This window comes from Desulfatibacillum alkenivorans DSM 16219 (assembly GCF_900142135.1).
GTDB classification, from domain to species: Bacteria; Desulfobacterota; Desulfobacteria; order Desulfobacterales; family Desulfatibacillaceae; genus Desulfatibacillum; species Desulfatibacillum alkenivorans.
Genome location: NZ_FQZU01000023.1, coordinates 1 through 20,366, shown reverse-complemented (window position 1 = coordinate 20,366; position 20,366 = coordinate 1). Strand labels below are relative to the sequence as shown.

Below are 20,366 nucleotides of genomic sequence, written 5' to 3'. Positions count from 1 at the left end.
TTTCAACGCAATTGCTCCCATGTAATCAATTCGTCTTCCCGGATGTCAACGGCCGCCTCCCTGCCCAGAACCTTTTCAAATTCGGCGGGGGAAATGCCGGTTCCGGGCCTTTTGCACACCAGCATGTCTTCGGTGATGCACTGGCCGGCGCTGATGGCGCAGGCCGAGACGATGCTTTTGCGGGCCCAGGCCAGGCTTTGCTTTTCGGCCTTATTGGGGCTTTTAGCCCCGCTGCCCAGGCTTTCCTCCACCTCCCGGACCTGCTCCACAAAAAGATGCAGGTCGTCCGGCCCGCAGGAGACTTTCCAGTCCTGGGCGTTGGGCACGTCGTAATCCAGGGTGATGTGCTTTTCAATGACGGCTGCGCCCATGGCCACGGCGGCCAGAGGGATGTGATACCCCATGGTGTGGTCCGAATACCCGGCGATCACGCCCATGTCTTGAATGGCTTTGATAGCGCGGAGATTGATCAGCCGGGGCGCCGTGGGATAGGCCGTGACGCAATGAAGCACGGCCAGTTGGGGGTTGCCCGCCTTGGCGAAGATGTCCACGGCCTCTTGCATTTGCTCTTCCGTGTACATGCCCGTGGATAAAATCACCGGCTTGCCCTTTTGGGCGACCTTGCGGATAAAGGGCCAGTTTTCCACTTCGCCCGATCCGATTTTATACACAGGCGTTTCCAGGGAATCCAAAAAGTCCAGGCTGGGCTCGTCGTGGGCCGTGGCGAAAAATGTGATGCATTTTTCCCGGCAGTATTGGGCGATTTTCACAAAGGAATCGTAAGGCAGCTCCCTGGAGGACAAACGGTCGATCCATTCCCGGGAGGCGCTGGAGATGAGTTTGCGCGCCTGAAACACCTGGAACTTGACGGCGTCCGCTCCGGCTTCCACGGCAAGATCCACCAGGTCATAGGCTTTTTTCAAACTGCCGAAATGGGCCACGCCCGCCTCGGCGATGATGTACACCGGGCATCCGGCGCCCACGGGGCGTCCGTCAATCTCAAACTGATTGGCAAATTCAAAGGCCATGGCGCCCTCTTATACCGGCTTTCTGTTTAAGGTCATCATCTTGTAGCCGTATCCGTTTTCCCGGATGAAATCCTCGGCCTTGGGCCTGTTTTCGCCGGAAAAGAATGCGTGCAGAGGGCCTTTTTCCTGCTCATCCCGCAAGTAAGGATCCCTGCCTTCCAGGTAATTCAACACCGCGTCCAGGTCCGGCTGATGAAAGGAAATGGCTATATTTTCCAGCCCGGATTGCTCCATGACGTACTTGATGCTTTGGGGCGTGAAGTAGGAGGGATGGTTCCGGCCGTCGAACGTGGCTGCGTGCTCCCGCAGGACCCGGCAGACCATGCTGGCGCCGTTGGGGCAAAAGGTCAGGAGGATGCCGCCGGGTTTGAGGATTTCGGCGATCTGGCTGATTACCTCAACAGGCCGTTTCAAGTGCTCGATAACGCCCCAGAGGGTGACCACATCAAAGGATTCGGGCGGGAAGCCGGCCTCGTCCAGCAACTGAGGGCGCACGTCCAGGCCAAGCTCCTTGGTGGCATAAGCCACGGCCTTTTCGTTCAGTTCCAGGCCCACGGCGTCCCAGCCGGCTTCCTTGGCCAGGGCCAGAAAATGGCCGATGGAGCAGCCGATATCCAGAACCCGGCCCGGCTTGTCCGTTCCCAGAGCCGTCTGCATGGCGTCGATGCCGCGCTGGTACTTGCCTTTGTCGTATGACGCGTTGGCCTGGGAGAGCAGAACCTCGATCCACAGGTCGTTGGCGGAAACCTCGGCGCACTCGCCGCCTTCGCCCGCGCCGCGATAGCAGTCGTTCAGGGCGTCTTCGTTGATCTGGGGATTGCCGAAAATATGGCCGCATACAGACGTGTTTTTGCAGCGCCGGAATTCAAAGCCCTGCTTTTTGAACCATAGCTCGCTTTGGCCGCAGCCGCAGACCGGGCATTTTTCCACGGGCTCAGCGAACTCGGGCTTGATGCCGCCGGCGCCGTCGGAAAGCAGGGCGATCTCCCTGTCCCTGGCGGCGAAATACTTGTCCCGGCCGGTTTGCTGCACAAAATCGTAAGTGCTTGCGCTTTGTTTATCCGTTTCTTTCATGAAACGCCTCATTCTTTCATAGGGGTTAAGACGCGATCCGCCTTATAATTTATAGATCAAAACCCTTTACCTTGCCGCTTTTCAAATACCATTCAGCGGTTTCAAAATCCTCGGGGCCGTCCACGTCCAGGGCATAGGAATAGGGGACCTCCACGGGTATGGAAGGCAGGGCGAAGACTTCCCGTTCGTTAATCAAAGCCTCGGTGGTTGTGACGATGAAATTGCCCAGGATGAAATGCTCGGGCTTACGCTGCTTGTTGTAGCAGACCTTGCGCTCCTCCATGTAGCGAAAGCGCACGTAGCCTTCGTCCTCAATAATCCTTTGGTTGAAGGCGTGAAAAATGGAGGGAAAGCGGCTGATGGTCTGGGCCGAATGGGCCTTGGGATCGGCCATGAGCGCCCGGCAGCAATCGTCAACATGCTCTGCCAGCAAAAAGGGCGAGGTGGGCTGCAGCAGGGCCACGGCCTTGGGGCGATAGCCCTCCCTTTCCTCCAGGGTTTTGACCAGGTCCACCATCACGTCTACGATGTGGGTGTCGTCCTGGCCCAATTCAGGGGGACGCTCGGCGACTTCTATGTCGTGCTCACGGCAAACCGAGGCAATATCCTCGTCGTCCGTGGAGCACAGGATGCGCGACAGGCTTTGGGATTGCTTTCCGGCCCGGGCCACCCAGGTTAAAAGGGGATGGCCGCCCAACAATGCAATATTCTTTTTATGCAAGGACTTGGAGCCGCCCCGCGCCGGGATGAGTCCGAGAATTTCGTAATCTTCACTCATATTTAAATATCCTCGCCGCTTTCCATCCATCCATTAATTTCATTAGGGGCGATTTACAGCCCCAGCCCCTCGATGATCTTGGCAATGGTGTATTCCTGGGTCAGGCTCCATGCGTCCAGGGTGGACCCGCCGATATGGGGAGTGATGATCAGGTTGTCGTGCTCTTGGGCGTATTTCACCAGAGGTTGATCCAGGACTTTGTTCACAAAATCCGGGTCGAACTCGCCGTCCAGGACGTCCACGGCCGCGCCGGCCAGCTTGCCGGACTCCAGGGCTTTCAGCAAGGCGTCGTGATCCACCAACTCGCCCCGGGAGGTGTTGACGAAAAAGGCGCCGTCCTTGAATTTATCGAACATTTCGGAGGAGAACAGGTTTTCGGTTTCCGGCTCGTGGGGGATGTGAATCGTCACGATGTCGCTGCTCTCCACCAGCGATTCCATGGAGGAAAGTCTTGTCACGCCCTCCACCGGGGATTTTTCCACGAAAGGATCGTAATACTTGACGTCCATGCCGAATGCAACGCCGTAGGAAGCCACCAGCTTGCCCAGCCTGCCAAGACCGGCCACGCCCAGGCTCATGCGGGAGAGCATGGCCTTGCCGCCGAAGGGCCATCGGGCCCATTGGCCGTCCAGCACGGATTTGAAGCCGGGGACGATGTTGCGGGTCAGGGCGATGATCAGGCCCCAGGTGAGCTCGGCCGTGGGGGTGATGGTGTCCAGAAAGTCCTGATGGTCCTTGAGGGTCACCACCTTGACGCCTTTTTCCCGGGCGTAATCCACGTCAATGTGGGGATGGCCCGTGGTGTTGGAGCCGATGGCCCTGAGCTTGGGGCAGGCGTCCATGATCTCCCTGCCCAGGTAATAGCCCAGGGGCGCCAGAAGCACTTCGGCGCGATCCATGACCACGGGCTTGAGTTCGTCCGGGTTTTCCAGGATGATCACCCGAAAATTATCGGTCATGAGTTTTTCCGCCGCCGGGGCGTAGTTCAACATGGTGTAGTAGACCAAAACCGGTTTGTTGTTATCCAGGCTCATAAATTTTATCTATCCGTAAATTGATCGTTAATCGGATTTTGACAGCAGGGAGTCCAGAACTTGCCGGACCCTGTCCCCTGTCTTGCCGTCCGGGTTGCCGCACCATTTTTCCAAAAGACGCTGCGAGGTTTGGGAAAGCTCCCTCCCTCCCTCATGGGGCTTCAGGGCCAGATCCTTCAACATGGAGCAAAATTCCTCCTCGGAATGGGCGTAAAGCACCGCGTCGTCCATATCCAGGATATAGGGCTTGAGAGCGGGGTCGGTGATTTCGTAAAACCAGGGAACCACCACAGGCTTATCCAGGGCTATGGCCTCGAACAGGGTGGTGGAGTTGAAGCTGGCCGCGACGGTCGCCTGGCTCAGCATATCCAGAAGGTCTCCGCCCTCGGCCAAATGCAGATTGGACGGAAAGTCCGGATTTTCGCCGAACAAACGCGTCATAAAGCGCCTGGCTTTCTGGTCGCCCTTGGTTTTGATGATGACCTTGATTCCGGGGTTTTCCCTGGCCAGATTCACCAACGCATGATGGCAGGCGTCAGAGGCTCTTTCCACATTCAGTTTTTCCAGCCCGGCCTGCAGGGTTTCATAGGAGCCGGGGATTTTACGTCCCAAAACCGGAAGCCCCGCCTTGGAATTGAAGGAAAAAAACAGGATCGTAGGCGCGTCGGCCTTATTGCCGGAACGGACAAGGTCCTCCCTGCGCCAGTGCACCCGGCTCAAGCGGGGCATGCCCACGATTTTTATCCTGTCCGGGTCGAACACCCCGGCTTCGGCCTGGATGCCCGTTTCCATCTCGTTGTAATTGCAGATGGCCGTTCCCTGAAAAGGAATCTTGCGGGTTTTGTACACGTCCACATAAAAGGGGCGCAGGCCCGGGGTTTTCATGCACTCCTTGTGCAGGGCGATGAAAGGGACGCCCAATTCCGTACAGGCGGCGGCCAGTTCCTGTTCGGAAGCGTAGGAAAAATTGCCTGTAAACAGCGCATGAAAATTCAGGGAGGGCTGCAGGTATTTGAGCACCCGCACCCAAAAGGCCCGGAGCCTTAGCTTGGCTGCGTTGGCCTGGGCGTCGGCGGTTTTGTAGTTGTTGTCGTCCATGGTTTTGGGCAGAAAAGCCGCAAACACCGCCTTGACCAGTTTGCGGTCCAGGGTAAGGATGCCGTAGCGCTCCCGCCCCTTGAAGCAGGCCATGATGTCTTCGGTATGGCCCGGCTTGGGAAGGTACACGATGTTGACCGGATGGGCGCCTTCGGCGCTTTGCTCCGTCCTCATGTGAGCGCCGATAAACACCGCCGCGGCCCGGGCCATGTTCATGCGGGCCATTGCCGTGAGGATGGGGCTGGAAATTTTTTCGATGGCTCGGTATCTGACAGCCGCGTAATTCATATAAGTAACCTGTTTTCTTTAAGAGATCGCCAATATTTTGGATTATTGCCCAAAATCAGCTAGCCCGTCCAAACCTACGGATAGACCCGGCCCGGAATCGCAGCCTGTGGACCGAAACCTTCAACAGCATCTCAAAAATCAAACTCGCCAGAATGGCGTATTGTTTAGAAGACCTGATTAACGGATCTTTGAACATCAGGCTAAAAATAAAAAAGTAACGGCCCCAAAGTCCCGTCCTTCGTTTTGCTGTAGAAATAGGATCATCCGGATTCCGCGACTTAAACGATCTTTCATGTATTCTTTTGGTCATGAGGTTATTAGCAACATACGAAAACTTATATTTCATGGCCATATTCGCCAATAACGGTCTTTCCATATTTCTTGTAAACGAATACCACAAATGCAAATCCTTGATGCGCTCGTGACGCCATAAACCATGAATGAACATATTGTATCTCAAGTATTTCATGTCCGTCTGGAATGAAATCAGGTTGCGAACAAGTTCTCTTTCAGGCATGGTGTAGGGGTCTTTATCGCCATCAAAGTCCACCACGCAGTCAGGGATTCCCGTAGACTTTTCTAAAGTAACTTGCGGCAGGGAAACCACTGCATCCGGTCTGTTTTCCAAATCCTGCACCAACGCGCCCACGAATTCGGGCTGATATCGATCGTCTCCTGCAGCCCAAAAAAAATACTTTCCTGACGACTTCCTGCAGACCAGCAAAAAATTATCTCCTGCGCCAATATTCTCATTATTGCGGGAGACGACTATACGGTCATCTTCCCTGGCGTACTCCTGGCACAGTTCATAGGTTCCATCGTCGGAGCAATTGTCGGAAACAATGATTTCCAGATTGTCATAATCCTGATTAATCAAGGAATCAAGGGTCCTGCCGATGGTTTTGACGGCGTTATAAACGGGCACGCCCACGGAAACCAAGGGTTGCGCCTCATTCCTTGAACTGGGTACACTACTCAAGACATTGCCCTCCTCAGGCCGCTCTCTTCAAAAATGCATTGGCCAGTATTTTTCCACATCTTTTATACCTTTGAGAGGTCGTACACATGATCCGCTTTTTTGATTGTAGACAACCTGTGGGCGATGACCAACAACGTTCTATGCCCTGCAAGGTCCTCCATGGCGGCGGTGATTTCCGCCTCGGTTTCTCTGTCCAGGGCGCTGGTGGCTTCGTCAAAGATGAACAAATACGGATTGCGGATGATCACCCGTGCAATAACCACGCGCTGCTTCTGTCCGCCGGACAATTTTGCGCCGCGGTCGCCCACTATTGTGTCGTAACCTTGCGGCAAAGTGCCAACAAAATCATGGATTCGGGCGATCCGGGCGGCTTGAATCACCTCATCCTCCGAGGCGCCAGGGCGGCCGGCCAGGATGTTCTCCCGAATGCTCACATTGAAGATCACCGGCTCCTGCCCTACGTAGCCCACTTTTGCCCGCCATGACCTCAAGGAATAATCCGACAAGTCCCTACCGTCAACCGTAATCCGTCCCTCCTGGGGGTGATGGAGGCCCAAAAGCAAATCCGCGATGGTGGATTTTCCAGCGCCGGACGGCCCGATAACGGCGGTCATTTTATTCACCGGAATTTCCATGGAAAAATCCTTTAAAACCGGACTTCCGGTCCTATAGGAAAAGCCCACACGCTCCAGCTTAATTCCCTGCTCCAGGCTCCGGAAGGATTCCCCCTGGGCCAACGCCTCCATTTCCTCCGGATGATGGATGGCTTCATAGATGAGAAACATGCCGGGCTCCATGGAGGCGAACTTCATTCTTTGAGCCAGTACAAAGGAAACGCAACTGAACATTTTTTGCCCGGCAATGACAAAAAAGCCCATCTTCGCCAGCACGTCCGTGGTCTGAGTCGCACCGGTTAGATGAATGTATCCGAACACGGAAACCACTCCGGTGACCGCCAATATTTCAATCAGGTTTTCAGGCAGGTGATTCACGATGGCGAACGCCGTATTAATGCGGCGGTACCGTTCCATCCTTTCCTTTAACAGGGCTTTATACCGCCCTTCCATGCCAAGGGCCTTAACCTCCTTGACGGCGCCAAGACTTTCCACGCCGATGGAATTGGTTTCCTGGTCTATCTTCAATCGCTTCTTGCCGAAACGGATGGAATAGGTTGTGATCAACTTGTTGATGGAGACAAAAATGGTCGCCACAATAACAGCCAGCCACAGGGTGACCTTCCAATCGGTCGCCACCAGCACCAAAGCGATAGCCAGGAACAAAATCAGTTTTGTCACAAGCTGCAATAAAATTAGAAATGAAAAAGCCACCTGCCTAGGCTCGACAATGGCGTTATGCAGCATAACCCCCTGTTTGGATTCCAGGACCTGGGAGTAATGCATACGAAGATATTGATAAAGCAGCTTGGTGGACCATATTTCCCGCAGCTTGAACGTAAAATGGGCGTTCAATCCCCGAAGAGCTGCGGCAAGAATGTTCTTGAACCAAAAGGCAGCCAGCAAAGCCCCCAGGAGGATGATCATCTTATGTTCCTGGGGGAAAACCGCCAGGACTTTGTCAAACGCGCCCATGGCCCCGCTCTGGGCGGACTCGGGGCTCATGAGATGGGATAGCACCGGCAGGATCATTCCCAGGCCCAAGGCCTCAAAAAAGGCGGCCAGAACCATCACCAACAGAATGAACAATCCCATTTTCCGGTGTCCGGCGGTCAAATCACTGATGACCGCCAATGTACTTTTCTTTTTTTTCATGTGCTTTCGGGTGCGCCCTTGCTTAGTGTTCATTTTTTGAACACAAGAAGATTGTTCACATCGCATGCGAGAAGTCAAGGGAAAAACGTGAAACGGGGCCGGAGCGCCTGTTTAAAAAAAAGCCTCAGATTTATATGAAAAACGATTGGTTAATGACAGGTGGGGTTGTCGGACAACTCGCCTGCGGCCGAAGCAAGGAGGCCCGCCAGGTATGGAGCAAACTCAGGGGCATGCTGTACTCGCAGAAGTATGAGGTATGGTTAAGCGCGGATTGAAGGGCGGCGCCCAAAATCCTGCAACGGTTAAACATAGGCAACACTGCGAAAAAACTCATACCCGCCCTTTTACTTTCAAGAGATCGCCTAACCCTGCCGGAATTTTTTCCCATGTTTTGTCATAAGCGGCGCATCATTTACTTCCTGAACCCGATCCGTTGGATGGGATTTCCGGCGTAAATGCCGTAAGGCTCGATTTCGCCCCGGACCAGGGACATGGCGCCTATCACTGCGCCTTTGCCTATTTTGGCGCCGTCCAGAATAACGCACCCGGCCCCGATCCAGACGTCGTCTTCGATGACAATGCCTCCTCGGGACTCCATGAATCCCTGGTCTACGATGCATCTTTCCGGATCTTTGTATTCATGGTTGGCGGCCGCCAGGGTGCAGTTGGCGGCGATCAGCACGCGGCTTCCTATGGAAACCCCATTGCCCGAATACACGACCACGCCGGAGTTGATATAGGAATCCTCGCCTATGACCACGTCTCCCAGGCCGCCTGCGAATTTGATCTTCACAAAGGAGTCGATCATGGTTCTTTCGCCGATGACCACGCGGCTTCCCCGGACCGAATCCTCGATGTCCGCCAGACTGGAAATTTTTGCGCTTTCATGAATGATCTTCATAAGCCGCTTACTCCTTACACCACCTTGACCTGAGGTATGGGCAGGACAAACCGCCCGCCCCACGCCTGGATGCCCTTTTCCTGCTCCATGATTTCCGCAGCCAGGTTCCAGGGCAATACAATCAGATAATCCGGTTTTTCCTCCCGGATGAACGAGGGGGCTGCAACCGGAATATGGCTGGCGGGCAGGAACTTCCCCTGCTTGTAGGGAGAGGCGTCCGCCGCAAAGGCGATGAGGTCGCTTTTGACGCCGCAAAAGTTCAGCAAGGTGTTGCCCTTGGCCGCCGCGCCATAGGCGGCCACCTTTTTGCCTTGTTTTTTAGCCTGGACGAGGAACTCCAGCAAATCGAGCTTGATGTTTTCCGCCGCCTTTGGCAACCGGGTGTAATACTTCAGGGTCCGCATGCCCTCGGCCTCTTCCCTGGCCAGCAGCTTTTCCACATTTTCGGAAATCGAATGTCCGGCCCCTTCATGGCCTGCATAAATTCTGAGGGAGCCGCCGTGGGTGGGCAATTCCTCCACGTCGTACAGGACCAGGCCGTGGGCCTTGAAGATTTCCCGAACCGTGTAAAAGGACAGGTAGGAAAAATGCTCGTGATAAATGGTGTCGAACTGATTTTGGGCCACAAGCTGCATAAGGTGCGGAAATTCCATGGTGATCGTCCCCGAATCCTTGAGGGCGATCCTGAGGCCTTCCACAAAATCGTTGATGTCCGGCACATGGGCCAGAACATTATTGCCAAGCAAGAGGTCGGCCTGCTTGCCCTGATCCTTCAGGTCCCTGGCCAGGCTTTCGCCGAAAAACTCGCACAAAACAGGGACGCCTTTTTCCCTGGCTGCGGCGGCCGTGCCTTCCGTGGGCTCTACGCCCAAACAGGGGATCTGTTTTTCCACAAAATACTGGAGCAGATAACCATCGTTGGAGGCGACCTCCACCACGTGGCTATCGGCGTTCAGGCCCAGGCGCTTGGTTATCATGTCCGCGTAATTCCGGGCGTGGGCCAGCCAGGTGGATGAAAAGGACGAAAAATACACGTAGTCGTTATCGAAAATTTCTTCGCTGGCCTTGTACTCGTCGATCTGGACCAAAAAGCATTTGTGGCAGACAAAGAGCTTAAGCGGGAAAAACGTCTCGGGCATGTTAAGCTGCTCTTCCGTCAAAAAGGCATTGGACGGAGGGGCGTTTCCCAGGTCAATGAATTCGTGCTCCAAAGGGGTTTGACAAAAACGGCATTTCATAAAATCAGTATCCTTAAATCCCCTTAAAATCGCTTGATACGGTTGGCAAGGCCAGGTCCTTGTCCGAAATCTCCGTGACCGCCTCGGGCCAGTTTACGCCGATGGATTCGTCATTGTAACGAAAGCCGCCTTCGTATTCGGGCGCGTAAAACTGGGTGTGAAAGTAGATCAACTCGCTCTCCGGTTGCAGGGTTTGAAAGCCGTGGGCGAAGCCCTTGGGCAGAAACATGGCCCGGTTGTTTTCCGGGCTGAGCCTTTGACCGAACCACTGCAAAAAGGTTTCCGATCCTTGCCTCAAGTCTACGGCCACGTCGAAAACCTCGCCCCGCAGGCAGCGGATGATTTTATCCTCTCCGTAAGGCGGGTTTTGAAAATGCAGTCCCCGGAGCGCCCCTTTGTTGACCGTGACCGAATGATTCACCTGCACGATTTCGGCCTGCAGGCCGATTTCGGCCAGCTCCTTTTTGCAGAACAAACGCGAAAAGCGGCCCCGATGGTCCGCAAAGGGCTCCAGCTCAATGACCCAAAGGCCTTTTATAGGGGTTGCGTGAAACTTCATAATTCGCCCTGAACATACTCCCTGATCTGCTTGATTGTATAATCCAGCGGGGATTGATCCCCGGCCAGAAAATTTGCATACCACTCAGCGGTCAGCCTCAAGGACTGGCTGATGTCCAATCTGGGCGTCCACCCAAGGTCCAGTTTGGCTTTGGAGGAATCCAGCCTCAGGAAAATGCTTTCCTTGGGATGGTCTCCTTCGCTGCCGGTCCAGCCGGGCTCATGCCCCATGGCGTCCAAAAAGCGGTCCAGAATCCAGGCCACGGGCTGGCAGTCTTCCAGGCTGGGGCCGAAGTTCCAGGCGCCGGCGCATTGGGCGCCCTGCTCGTAAAGATTCCGGGCCAGCATCAAATAGCCGCGCAAGGGTTCCAGAACATGCTGCCACGGCCTGACGGCGCCCGGGCTGCGCACTTCCACGGGCGCTCCTGCCTGGGCCGCACGCACGGCGTCGGGGATGAGCCGGTCCTTGGCGAAGTCGCCCCCGCCTATGACGTTGCCCGCCCGCACCGTGGCCAGAGCCGCGGCGCCCGGGGCGTCAAAATAGGATTTGGCGTAGGATTGGCTGACCAGTTCAGCGCAGGCCTTGGACCCGGCGTAGGGATCGTGGCCGCCCAGGCGGTCGTTTTCGCGATATCCCCAATGCCATTCCTTGTTTTCGTAGCACTTGTCCGTGGTCACGTTGACCACGGCCCGGACTGAGTCCGCGCTTCTGACGGCCTCCAGCAGGTTGACCGTGCCCATGACGTTGGTGGAAAAGGTTCCCACAGGATCGGAATAGCCCTCCCGCACAAGGCTTTGAGCGGCCATGTGAATGACGACGTCCGGCTGGAATTGCTTCATGCTGTTTGTAAGAGCGTCCGGATCCCGTATGTCGCCGGTCACGCTTTGCATGCGGTCTTCCAGCCCGGCCAGGGAAAACAGGCTGGGCTGCGTCGGAGGCGCCAGGGCGTAGCCCATGACTTCGGCCCCGGCCTCCAACAGCCAGAGGCTTAGCCACGCGCCTTTAAAGCCCGTGTGCCCGGTGAGGAATATGCGTTTGTTTTTATAAAACCGGTCCGTCATGGTTTTTCCTCAGCTTAGTCGCAGTCCCAAACCTTCCAAGGGGATTCGTTGCGATCCCAAAGCCCATTCAGATAATCCATGTCCCGCAGGGTATCCATGCAGGCCCAGAATCCAGGATGGCGATAGACCATGAGCTCGCCTTCTTCAGCCAGGCGCTCCAGGGGTCCGTATTCAAAGTCGCAGTCGTCTTCGGTGGTCAGGTAGTCGAAAATCTTGCGGTTGCAGACAAAAAAGCCGCCGTTAATCAGGCCTTCGGAAGCGTCGGGCTTTTCCTGGAACGAAACCACCTGGTTTCCGTCCAGCTTCAACTCGCCGAAGCGTTTCGCCGGGCTCACGCCGGTCAGGGTGACGGCCTTGCCGTGGCTTTTATGAAAATCCAGGAGACCCTTGATGTTCACGTCGCTTACGCCGTCGCCGTAGGTGAGCATGAAGGTATCTCCCTGGATGTATTTTTCGATCTTCTTGATCCGGCCGCCCTTGAGGGTCTTGGGGCCCGTGTTGCTCAGGGTAATGCGCCAGCCGGCCTCTTCGTGGCAATCGTGGATGAGCATGTTTTCGGGCTTGCCCAACTCCAGGGTGACGTCGTTGTTCACCCATTCGTAGTGGCAGAAGTATTCCTTGATCATCTCGCCCTTATACCCCAAAGCCAGGACGAAATCGTTCAGGCCGTAATGGGAGTATATCTTCATGATATGCCACAGGATGGGACGGGCGCCGATGTTCACCATGGGTTTGGGGCGGAATTCCGTTTCCTCCCTCAACCGGGTTCCAAGTCCGCCGCACAGGATGACAACTTGCATGCAGTCCTCACTTTACTCGTTTGATAAAGGCGTTGGGCCAGTAGGTTACGCGGCTTTTTACGTCCCCTTCGTTAAAGGGGAAGGCCGGCTCCTCTATGATGAAATCGTCGTGCGCCTCGACCCATTCCAAAGCGGCGTCGGACGGATTGTTCCAGTCCCAATCCGTATTGGAGCGGGGCGCGCCCACGAGATCCTTCATGATGCCGTCCATGGCCACGATGTAAGAGCCGGGAGTGACCAGAGGAGAATAGGCGTCCAGTTCCTTGAGGACGTGCTCCTTGGTATGGCAGGAGTCCAGCAGCACCAGGACGGTTTCACCCGGGGCGATTTGATCCTGCACCTGACCCAAAATTTCGGGAGCGACCGAGTCCCCCTCTACAAGGGAAATCAGGGGAAACATTTCGTGCGCTTCGATAGCCTGGCGGTTATGAGGCCGGATTTCCACGTCCACGCCGATCACCCTGCCCTTTTCCATGGCCTTGAGCAAAGAGGCGTAAAACACCAGGGAGCCGCCGTGGGCAACGCCGGTTTCCACAATCACGTCCGGCTTGACCGCATACACCACTTCCTGGATGCGAATCATGTCGTCGGGCAGTTGAATGACGGGCCTGCCCAACCAGGAAAAGCCGTACACGTATTTGGCGTCCCAGCCGGACCTCAGCCAAAGTTTGCTGATGATCTCAAAGGCTTCGGCGGACCCGACGCCCATTTCCCGGACCTCGCCGCCTTCAATCACCTTGACGATATCCCCTTCCACAACAAGTTTCATACAATCCTCATTTCGCGGTTTGATAAGCCTTGACCAATGCCGGAATATCTTCCAACAGGCTTTTGCGTGCGCCGCCGAACTCCTGATCCGCCCTTTCGGTGGAAATCCTGGGAAATCGGATCACGGGAGAATCGGGCGCAACTTCCACCCGGCATCCCGCGGCGTCTGCAATGGCCCGGACGATTTCTCCGTGGGAGACGTTCTTTCCGCTGGCCGCGTTGTATATTCTTTCCTTGCCGTTAAAAAGCATGGCAAGCAGCAAATCCGTGGCATCATCGATGCTGATGTAATCCTTGGCCGAGTCCAGGGCGCTGCGCAGGACTATTTCGTTGTTGTCCACGGCGGAAGCGATGATGTCCGTCAGAAAGTTCCGGGAGCCGAAATCAGGGCCGTACACGTTGGACAACCGGGCGACCTTGGTTTTTTCGGACGCTCGCAGGCACAGGGACTCGCCCATTGCCTTGGACAAATTGTACAAATCCGACGGGTCCGAAGGACGGGCCGTCAGCGCGTCTTCCTCTTTGGCCTCTCCGGCGCCCGAGCCGTAAAGCCGGGTGGACGACAAGTACACAAAGGACTCGAACCGGGCCTGGGCCAAAATCTCCGCCAATCGGCAGACATGGGCCTGGACCGTGTCAAAGGGGCGTTGGCGAAAGTCCGCGGTCAGGCCGATGGAGTATACCACATGGCCCAGGTCCTTGCCGGCCAGGTCTTCGTCCCGGGCCGGGCAAAAGCACTCATGCCCCATGGCCCTGGCTTTCCCCGCCAGATGGCCGCCGATAAACCCGCTGCTTCCCAATATTGTCACCAATGCCATTACCAGACTTTTCCCATGAGTTCCCGAACCGGGGCTGCGTCGGCCTCCCGAAGGCCTGCCGCAGCCGTGGCTTTATCGAAGGCGATGACCGCCTGCTCCAGGTTCATGGCTGCGCCGTTCTGAGTCCTCAAGCCCAGGCTTTTGGCCAGCCAGAGCATGAGGGTTTCGCGGGGCTGATAGATGATGTCCATGACGTAGGCTTTCCCCATGTCCGCCAGACAGGATGCGGAGGCCGCAAAATTGACGGAGACGGCTTCCTTGGCGGCTTCCAGGAATCGGGCCTGGACGTTTTCCCCCAGGGGCACGCGCAAGGAGTCCTCAACCGGCCCCAGAGGCGTGAAATGCAAATGGGAGTATGCGCCCCGGCGGTCCCGCTTGGAGCTTTCAAAGCCCAGACTGGAACAATTGATCACGATGTCCACGTCTCCAAAGCTGCCCGCTTCCAGAGGAAAGGGTACGGCTTTGGTCTTGCATTGCACGGAAAGTTTGCCGGCCAGCTTTTCGGCGGGTTCCGGGCTGCGATTGGCAAGGTACAGGCTGCCTCCCGCGCCGATGGCCCTTGCAACATAGGCTGCCACGGCGTAGCCCGCGCCTCCGGTTCCGATCAAAAGGACGGCTTTTCCGGCAAGGTCCTCGCCGTAATCCGCCTTCAGGCAATGGATGGCGCCTGCGCCGTCCGTGTTGGTCCCCACCAGATCGTCTCCTTCGCGATAAATACCATTGACCGCGCCAATGACCTCGGCTTCGGGCTCCAGCCTGTCCAGAAACGGAATCAGGGTGATTTTATAGGGCATGGTCACGGCGCCGCCCATGTATCTTTTGTCCGCTTTCAGCGCGGCGGCGACCTGCTCCAGCTTTTCGGGGATCACGTCCATGGGGTGCATGAACCCGGAAATATTCAGACCGTCAAAGGCTGCGTTCCACAACGAAGGCGATTTAGCCCCCTTGGAGGGAGACTCGCCTAGAATAGCCGCGTACATCTCCGTCGCATCCAGATCCAATCCCTTATTTTCGATCAAGTCCGTAACCTGCGCCATATTGGTTCTTCCCCCTTGATGCGATTTTTTTTTCTTTGCCCAGGCGTTCCGAAACGGCGCCGCCGGGACTGGCCCAACCGTTGGTTTCCACGCTGTGGTAAATGGCGTGCACCAGGCTGACGGCTTTCACTGCGGAAGCGGGCGATATGGAAGGCGTCAGATTGCCGGCCGCCGGACGGTCCTTGATGTCCTGCATCAGAGGCCCCTGGGACAGGCCGTACCATTGGGCGTGGCGGTGATACAATCTTAAATCCCGGCTGTGCGGGCGGCCTGGATCATTTCATCCTCGGCGGCATCGGGCCTGCCCGCCAAAATGTTCCCACGGACGCCGGCGTTGAATATCACCGGCTTCCGCCCCACATACTCCGCTTTTTCCCGCCATGACTTCAAGGAATAGTCCGTGAAGCTCTTACCGTCAACCGTTATCCCGCCCTTTGTGGGATGATAAAGCCCCAAAAGCAGATCGGCAAGGAAGCGCAGCTGAACATTATTTGTCCGGCGATGGCGAAAAAGCCCATTTTGCGGCATCCGGTGGTCAGATCTCTGATGACCGTCAATGTATTTTTCGTTTTTTTTCATAGGCTTTTGGGTATGGCCCCTGCCCAGTGTTCATTTTTTGAACACAGGAAGACTGCTCACATCACGGCCTGGAAGTCAAGGGAAAAAATCAAGCGGGCTTTGGGGCGAATCTTTAAAAAAGCCTCCGATTTATTTGAAAAAAGTTGAGTTAGTGATAGGTCGGTTTGTCATCGTCCTTGCCCTTGCCGCCCTCCAGGACGGTGAAGCGTTTTTTCAAGCGTTTCATTTTCCAGGCGAAGTATTGGGACTTGATCCACAGGATGGGGGAGACCCCCTGGCCGAATTTAAAGTACAAGTAACCGGCGGCCATACCTCCCAGGTGGTAGGCGCCGGCGGGATTGGATTTGGCCAGAAAAAGCACGGCGGTGACGACAATGGTCGCGTAGCTCATGTACTTGGCCTTGATGGGCAGGACGAACATGAGCAAAATAGTCGCTTCGGGGTTTAAAAACCCGAAAGCCACAATCATGGCCAGGATGCTGGGCGACATGCCCATAAAGGGAGGGGAAAAAGCCTGAACATTGGCTAAAAGCAGGCCGCAAACCAGGCCCCCTGCGGCGGAGATGTAAAAGAAAGCCAGAAATCTTTGCGGGCCGAAGTATTGCTCCACATGGTTGGAAAAAAAGAAGAACACCAGGCAGATGAGCAAAAAGCCGATGGGGCTGTATGGGTTGTGCACAAAGGGATGCGTGAAGATCTGCCACCAATCGAAAAGCCCGCTCCCTATCGGGTAGACGGCCAGGCGGCTGACTATGCCCAGATTGAGCCAGTGGGTTGCCGCCAGTTCAAGGACGTAGATGACCGCGTAGGCGATGAGCATTTTCTTACCCAGGGAAGTGAGTCCCGGACCGAAGTTCATGGAGGCGTATTGGGGATTACTCGGCATGACAAATCAAATCCATTTATATTTTTGCGCGTTCGAATTGTTCTGCGCGCTGGAATGCGTTTAGTCCACCTTGAATCTTCCTGCAAGATCCTTGAGGCTTTGCCCAAGCGACTGCAACTGGGCGGTGGCGCTTTCCAGTTGAACCGCGCCTTCCGTATTTTGCTCGCTGGCGATTCTAATGCTTTCCATGGCCTGGGTCAACTGGTCAAAGCCCACAATCTGCTGCTGGTTGGAGGCCGCGATCTGGGCGGCGGACTTGGCCGAGTTTTCCACGCTTTGGGCAAGCACGGAAATGGCCTCGCCGGAACGGCTGGCCAGCTTGACGCCGGTTTCCACGGCCTTGGAGCCGCGCTCCATGGCCATGACCGCAGCGCTGGTGGAGGTCTGGATATCGTTGAGGATGGCCTTGACCTGGGAGGTGGCCTGCCTGGACTGGTCGGACAGGGATTTGACTTCCTGGGCCACAACGCCGAAACCTTTGCCGTATTCCCCGGCCTTGGAGGCCTCGATGGAGGCGTTGACGGAGAGCAGGTTGGACTCGTTGGCGATTTCGTTGACCGCTTCGATGATCTCTCCGATATTTTGAGAATGCTCGCTCAGCTTGACAATGCTTTCGGCGATGTACTCCATTTCGTCCTTGATGCGCTGCATGCCTTCCACGGCTTCTCTGGTGGCTTCTTCCCCTTCTTCGGAAATCTGGGCGGAGTCCTCGGCCTGCCGGGCGACCAGTTCGGCTTTTTCATGGGCCAGCATGCTGGTTTGCTTGACTTCTTCGGCCGTGGTGGAAACCTGGCTCATGGTGGAGGAGTTTTCCGTGGCGCTGGCCGAAAGCTCGGACGCCGTGGCGGAAATCTGGCTGGTGGAGGTCGCCAGGATGTCGGCGTTTTCCTTGATTTTGCTCACCAAAAACTGAATTTTCTCCACAAAGACATTGTAGCTGGCGGCAAGCTGGGCGATTTCGTCCTGGCCCTTGACTTCTAACCGGGCCGTAAGGTCTCCTTCTCCCTCAGCAATATTTTTCAGGACAGAGGCCACTTTCCTGAGAGGCTTTCCCACCACCCGGCCTATGGAAAAATTGAGAGCCACAAAAAAAGTCAGAGCAAGCCCCAGAAGCATTCCGATCATGCCAGCCATGGTGCTGCGGACCCGGCCCTTGATGTACTCCTGAGTGATGTAGGCCCGGACCCTGCCGACGACCTTGCCGTCTTTCTTGATTTCAGCTTCTCTTTCGTAGCATTCCTGGGTGATCACATCGATGGACGAAATCTCCTCGTACTCGCCGTTTCCCAAAGTCCTGACGCCTGTGTACAATGTCCGGAACTTACCGTCCTTTTCCCCCAGTTCGACGACCACGGCATGGATGCGTTTGTCTACGGTTTCGGCGCCCGTAATTTCCAGGACCAATGCCTTGTTTTTGGTCGCCGCGGCGGTGGAAAGGCTTTCGGCCAGACGCAGTTTGGTGCTTTCCCCCAATTCCGTCAGGTAGCTTCTGACCTGGCTGTCGACGAATATATAGGTGACACGAGCATAGAGCAGCATGACCACGGTGATGACGATAAGAAAAACCAGGCTGATTTTGGCGCGAATAGTCCAACGCATTGTTATTATTTTCCCTTTCAGGATTGTTTATGAAAATTAAAAAAACGCAACACGGGACGGGGAGAATCGCGTTCTCCCGACGCTCTTCCGGCGTTGCGCTCTTGCGAACCCTAACACCCAAGAAAGTCCTGAAACTTTCCCTCCTCCCCATTTAGGCCGTTAACCAGGAGAGATTAACACAGTGTTTCCTTCTTGGCAATTTTTTTCACTAAGGAGATAAGGGCTTTATTTTTAAGATGATTTTGATGATTTATGCATGAAACGAGGCGAAAAAACAAAAAAACGCCTTGGGAAACAGGGCGCGTTTCGCAAGGCGTTATTATGATTGATGGGAATGAGGGGTAAAGGAATCAGACTTTGATCACCTTGTCCGCCAACTGCATGGACGTGACGATGTCCAGCATATTGGTGGTTTCGCCCACCTGTTTTTGCTCCAAAATCCCGAAATGATCCAGGCAGGTGCCGCAAACCAGCACGCTCACGCCGGCTTTTTCCAGGTCCAGAATGTGGGGTAGAACCTGGGAGCCTTCAATAGCCATCTTCACCCCGCTGTTCACCAGCACAAGACGCCACAACTCCGGCCCCATTTCCTTTAAGGTGGCGATGTAGTTCATCATGAGCTTCTCACCCAAAACGTCGTCGCCCCGGCCCATGCAATTGGACGCGGCAAGCACCATGATCTTCCTTTGGGCGCCCGGAATGTCGCAGGCCAGATAATCGGGCTCGGGACCCGGCTCCGGAGGCTCACCCGTGGAGGAGGCGCTGATGGTGAAAACCCCGCCGTTTTCCGTCACGGCGGACTCGTACCCCTGGCTTTTCAGAAAGCGGGTGACATTCTCCTTGGCGGCGCCGTTATCCACCAAAACCTTGATGGTCTCCGGACGGCCGTCTTCAACGGCTTTTTTCGTTTGCAAAACGGGCGCGGGACAGGCCAATCCTTTGGCGTCTATTTCTATGGTCATGAAAACCTCCTAAAACCTCGTGGTTATAATCCTGGGAGATTAACGCCGAATCCCGGCCCTGTGTCAAATTGAAAATATCGGATAAATTCAAGGTGGAACATAGATAAATTCTATGCGTATTTCTCAAATTAAGGTCCAGCCCATGTTTGTCCTTTGAGCCCGGGCAAGGCGGGATTTGATGAAGCGGATTGGGCTGCCTTTTGTTGGGTTTCGCGGGAAGGAAAAACCAGTTAATAGCGCTCCGTCAGGGCGCAGGTTTTGGGCCTTCAATATACAGTTCCAACGCTCTACCCAACCTACGCCGCGGCAAGCAGAGCCGTAGGTTTGGTAGCGTTTTCACAGCGTTAAAGGGGGCGTTTGGGTGAAATCCGTTTTTTAAGAATGCCCGAAGGCGGGAAAGAGCCAAACGAAACCCAACAAAAGAACTTTCGCCGCATGGACATCCCCAAATACAAAGCAAAAGCATGCATTCAACGGATTCCATTCGCCCGCCGGCCATCCCCAATTCCAAAAATCTTCACAGGCCGCGCCTTTTGGCCTCACGGCCCCAGGCATTGCATGCCCGGGCCGCCCTGCCTGGATGAACTCATCGCCGCAGGCATTGTTTACGCCCGGAGTCCAGGTCGCATTCCGAGCAGGGCAAGCCCTGAAGCTACATTGCCCTTGTATGCCTCGCAGGTTAAAGGCGATGTTTTCCGCTCGTTCCCATGCTTCGCGTGGGAATGCATACCGAACTGTCTGAAATCAAATGAATATCAAAAAGACAAGGTGCTTTTTAAAAACCAACTAAACAACCACCGACTAAAGTCGGAGGGTTTTCTTTAAGTGCTGAAAGCACGGATACGGGTCAAAGACCCGTCGCTAACTTTCTGTTTTGAAATTATCATCGGGATTGGGTTCAAAATGATGCTCCAGGTAATTCTTGATCATTTCATCGGTAACTTGGCCTGCGGTTACGCAAAAATATCCCCGCGCCCAAAAATGCCGACCCCAATACCGCTTTTTCAAATGGGGAAACTCTTCAAACAACTTTGTCGCGCTTCGCCCTTTTATCCTTCGCATTATCTCACTGGGGGCCATTGTGGGTGGCGCAGACACAAAAATGTGGAC

Annotated in this window: 22 protein-coding genes; 1 reads left to right on the top strand and 21 read right to left on the bottom strand. The window is 55.3% G+C overall.

All coding sequences use genetic code 11. The features are described from left to right. Positions 1 to 2: 2 nt before the first annotated feature. From BUE18_RS17050 to yedF, 20 genes are all read right to left on the bottom strand, one after another. Positions 3 to 1,028 (bottom strand): N-acetylneuraminate synthase family protein, encoded by a 1,026-nt coding sequence (locus BUE18_RS17050; RefSeq protein ID WP_083611099.1) that lies wholly within the window; start codon positions 1,026 to 1,028, stop codon positions 3 to 5. A gap of 9 nt (positions 1,029 to 1,037) precedes the next feature. After that, complete coding sequence (locus BUE18_RS17045) at positions 1,038 to 2,102, bottom strand: class I SAM-dependent methyltransferase (protein WP_073477401.1); 1,065 nt, start codon at positions 2,100 to 2,102, stop codon at positions 1,038 to 1,040. 49 nt (positions 2,103 to 2,151) lie between these two features. Continuing rightward, entirely contained in the window at positions 2,152 to 2,880 is a 729-nt protein-coding gene (locus tag BUE18_RS17040; RefSeq protein WP_073477400.1) for an acylneuraminate cytidylyltransferase family protein, read from the bottom strand. A 53-nt stretch (positions 2,881 to 2,933) separates the two neighbouring features. Further along, positions 2,934 to 3,914, bottom strand: a complete 981-nt coding sequence (locus tag BUE18_RS17035) for an NAD(P)-dependent oxidoreductase (RefSeq protein WP_073477399.1) — start codon at positions 3,912 to 3,914, stop codon at positions 2,934 to 2,936. A 27-nt stretch (positions 3,915 to 3,941) separates the two neighbouring features. Beyond that, positions 3,942 to 5,300, bottom strand: coding sequence for a hypothetical protein (locus BUE18_RS17030; protein WP_073477398.1), 1,359 nt, complete (start codon positions 5,298 to 5,300; stop codon positions 3,942 to 3,944). A gap of 55 nt (positions 5,301 to 5,355) precedes the next feature. Next, on the bottom strand, positions 5,356 to 6,279 hold the full coding sequence (locus tag BUE18_RS17025) for a glycosyltransferase family 2 protein (RefSeq protein WP_083611098.1): 924 nt from the start codon (positions 6,277 to 6,279) through the stop codon (positions 5,356 to 5,358). Between the two features lie 62 nt (positions 6,280 to 6,341). Continuing rightward, the gene (locus BUE18_RS17020; protein WP_073477396.1) at positions 6,342 to 8,048 is read right to left on the bottom strand and encodes an ABC transporter ATP-binding protein; all 1,707 of its coding nucleotides are present in this window, start codon (positions 8,046 to 8,048) and stop codon (positions 6,342 to 6,344) included. A 412-nt stretch (positions 8,049 to 8,460) separates the two neighbouring features. Then, entirely contained in the window at positions 8,461 to 8,949 is a 489-nt protein-coding gene (locus tag BUE18_RS17015) for an acyltransferase (RefSeq protein WP_073477395.1), read from the bottom strand. Positions 8,950 to 8,963: 14 nt separating this feature from the next. Continuing rightward, complete coding sequence (locus tag BUE18_RS17010; protein ID WP_073477394.1) at positions 8,964 to 10,187, bottom strand: class I SAM-dependent methyltransferase; 1,224 nt, start codon at positions 10,185 to 10,187, stop codon at positions 8,964 to 8,966. 13 nt (positions 10,188 to 10,200) lie between these two features. After that, entirely contained in the window at positions 10,201 to 10,746 is a 546-nt protein-coding gene (gene rfbC, locus BUE18_RS17005) for a dTDP-4-dehydrorhamnose 3,5-epimerase (RefSeq protein WP_073477393.1), read from the bottom strand. Beyond that, on the bottom strand, positions 10,743 to 11,807 hold the full coding sequence (rfbG, locus tag BUE18_RS17000) for a CDP-glucose 4,6-dehydratase (protein ID WP_073477392.1): 1,065 nt from the start codon (positions 11,805 to 11,807) through the stop codon (positions 10,743 to 10,745). Before rfbG ends, rfbC begins: the two co-directional genes overlap by 4 nt. Positions 11,808 to 11,821: 14 nt before the next feature. After that, positions 11,822 to 12,607, bottom strand: coding sequence for a glucose-1-phosphate cytidylyltransferase (gene rfbF, locus BUE18_RS16995; protein WP_073477391.1), 786 nt, complete (start codon positions 12,605 to 12,607; stop codon positions 11,822 to 11,824). A gap of 7 nt (positions 12,608 to 12,614) precedes the next feature. After that, a complete protein-coding gene (locus BUE18_RS16990) occupies positions 12,615 to 13,376 on the bottom strand; it encodes a cephalosporin hydroxylase family protein (protein WP_073477390.1) in 762 nt (253 codons plus the stop codon). A gap of 7 nt (positions 13,377 to 13,383) precedes the next feature. Beyond that, a complete protein-coding gene (locus tag BUE18_RS16985) occupies positions 13,384 to 14,193 on the bottom strand; it encodes an NAD-dependent epimerase/dehydratase family protein (protein ID WP_083611096.1) in 810 nt (269 codons plus the stop codon). Beyond that, a complete protein-coding gene (locus tag BUE18_RS16980) occupies positions 14,193 to 15,230 on the bottom strand; it encodes a shikimate dehydrogenase family protein (protein WP_083611095.1) in 1,038 nt (345 codons plus the stop codon). The genes BUE18_RS16985 and BUE18_RS16980 overlap by 1 nt, the downstream gene beginning before the upstream one ends. Continuing rightward, positions 15,199 to 15,474, bottom strand: coding sequence for a hypothetical protein (locus BUE18_RS27555; protein ID WP_073477388.1), 276 nt, complete (start codon positions 15,472 to 15,474; stop codon positions 15,199 to 15,201). Before BUE18_RS27555 ends, BUE18_RS16980 begins: the two co-directional genes overlap by 32 nt. Positions 15,475 to 15,476: 2 nt before the next feature. Beyond that, on the bottom strand, positions 15,477 to 15,758 hold the full coding sequence (locus tag BUE18_RS28710; RefSeq protein ID WP_342039444.1) for an ATP-binding cassette domain-containing protein: 282 nt from the start codon (positions 15,756 to 15,758) through the stop codon (positions 15,477 to 15,479). 199 nt (positions 15,759 to 15,957) lie between these two features. Further along, positions 15,958 to 16,695, bottom strand: a complete 738-nt coding sequence (locus BUE18_RS16965; RefSeq protein WP_083611094.1) for a rhomboid family intramembrane serine protease — start codon at positions 16,693 to 16,695, stop codon at positions 15,958 to 15,960. 60 nt (positions 16,696 to 16,755) lie between these two features. After that, positions 16,756 to 18,294, bottom strand: coding sequence for a methyl-accepting chemotaxis protein (locus BUE18_RS16960; protein WP_073477385.1), 1,539 nt, complete (start codon positions 18,292 to 18,294; stop codon positions 16,756 to 16,758). Between the two features lie 350 nt (positions 18,295 to 18,644). Continuing rightward, entirely contained in the window at positions 18,645 to 19,256 is a 612-nt protein-coding gene (gene yedF, locus BUE18_RS16955) for a sulfurtransferase-like selenium metabolism protein YedF (protein WP_073477384.1), read from the bottom strand. A gap of 357 nt (positions 19,257 to 19,613) precedes the next feature. Here yedF and BUE18_RS16950 point away from each other — a divergent pair, with 357 nt between their 5' ends. Continuing rightward, the gene (locus BUE18_RS16950) at positions 19,614 to 20,081 is read left to right on the top strand and encodes a hypothetical protein (protein WP_139264785.1); all 468 of its coding nucleotides are present in this window, start codon (positions 19,614 to 19,616) and stop codon (positions 20,079 to 20,081) included. A 36-nt stretch (positions 20,082 to 20,117) separates the two neighbouring features. Here the strand turns inward: BUE18_RS16950 and tnpA are convergent. Continuing rightward, positions 20,118 to 20,366: IS200/IS605 family transposase (tnpA, locus tag BUE18_RS16945; protein ID WP_139264784.1), on the bottom strand; the 249-nt coding region annotated here is incomplete at its 5' end.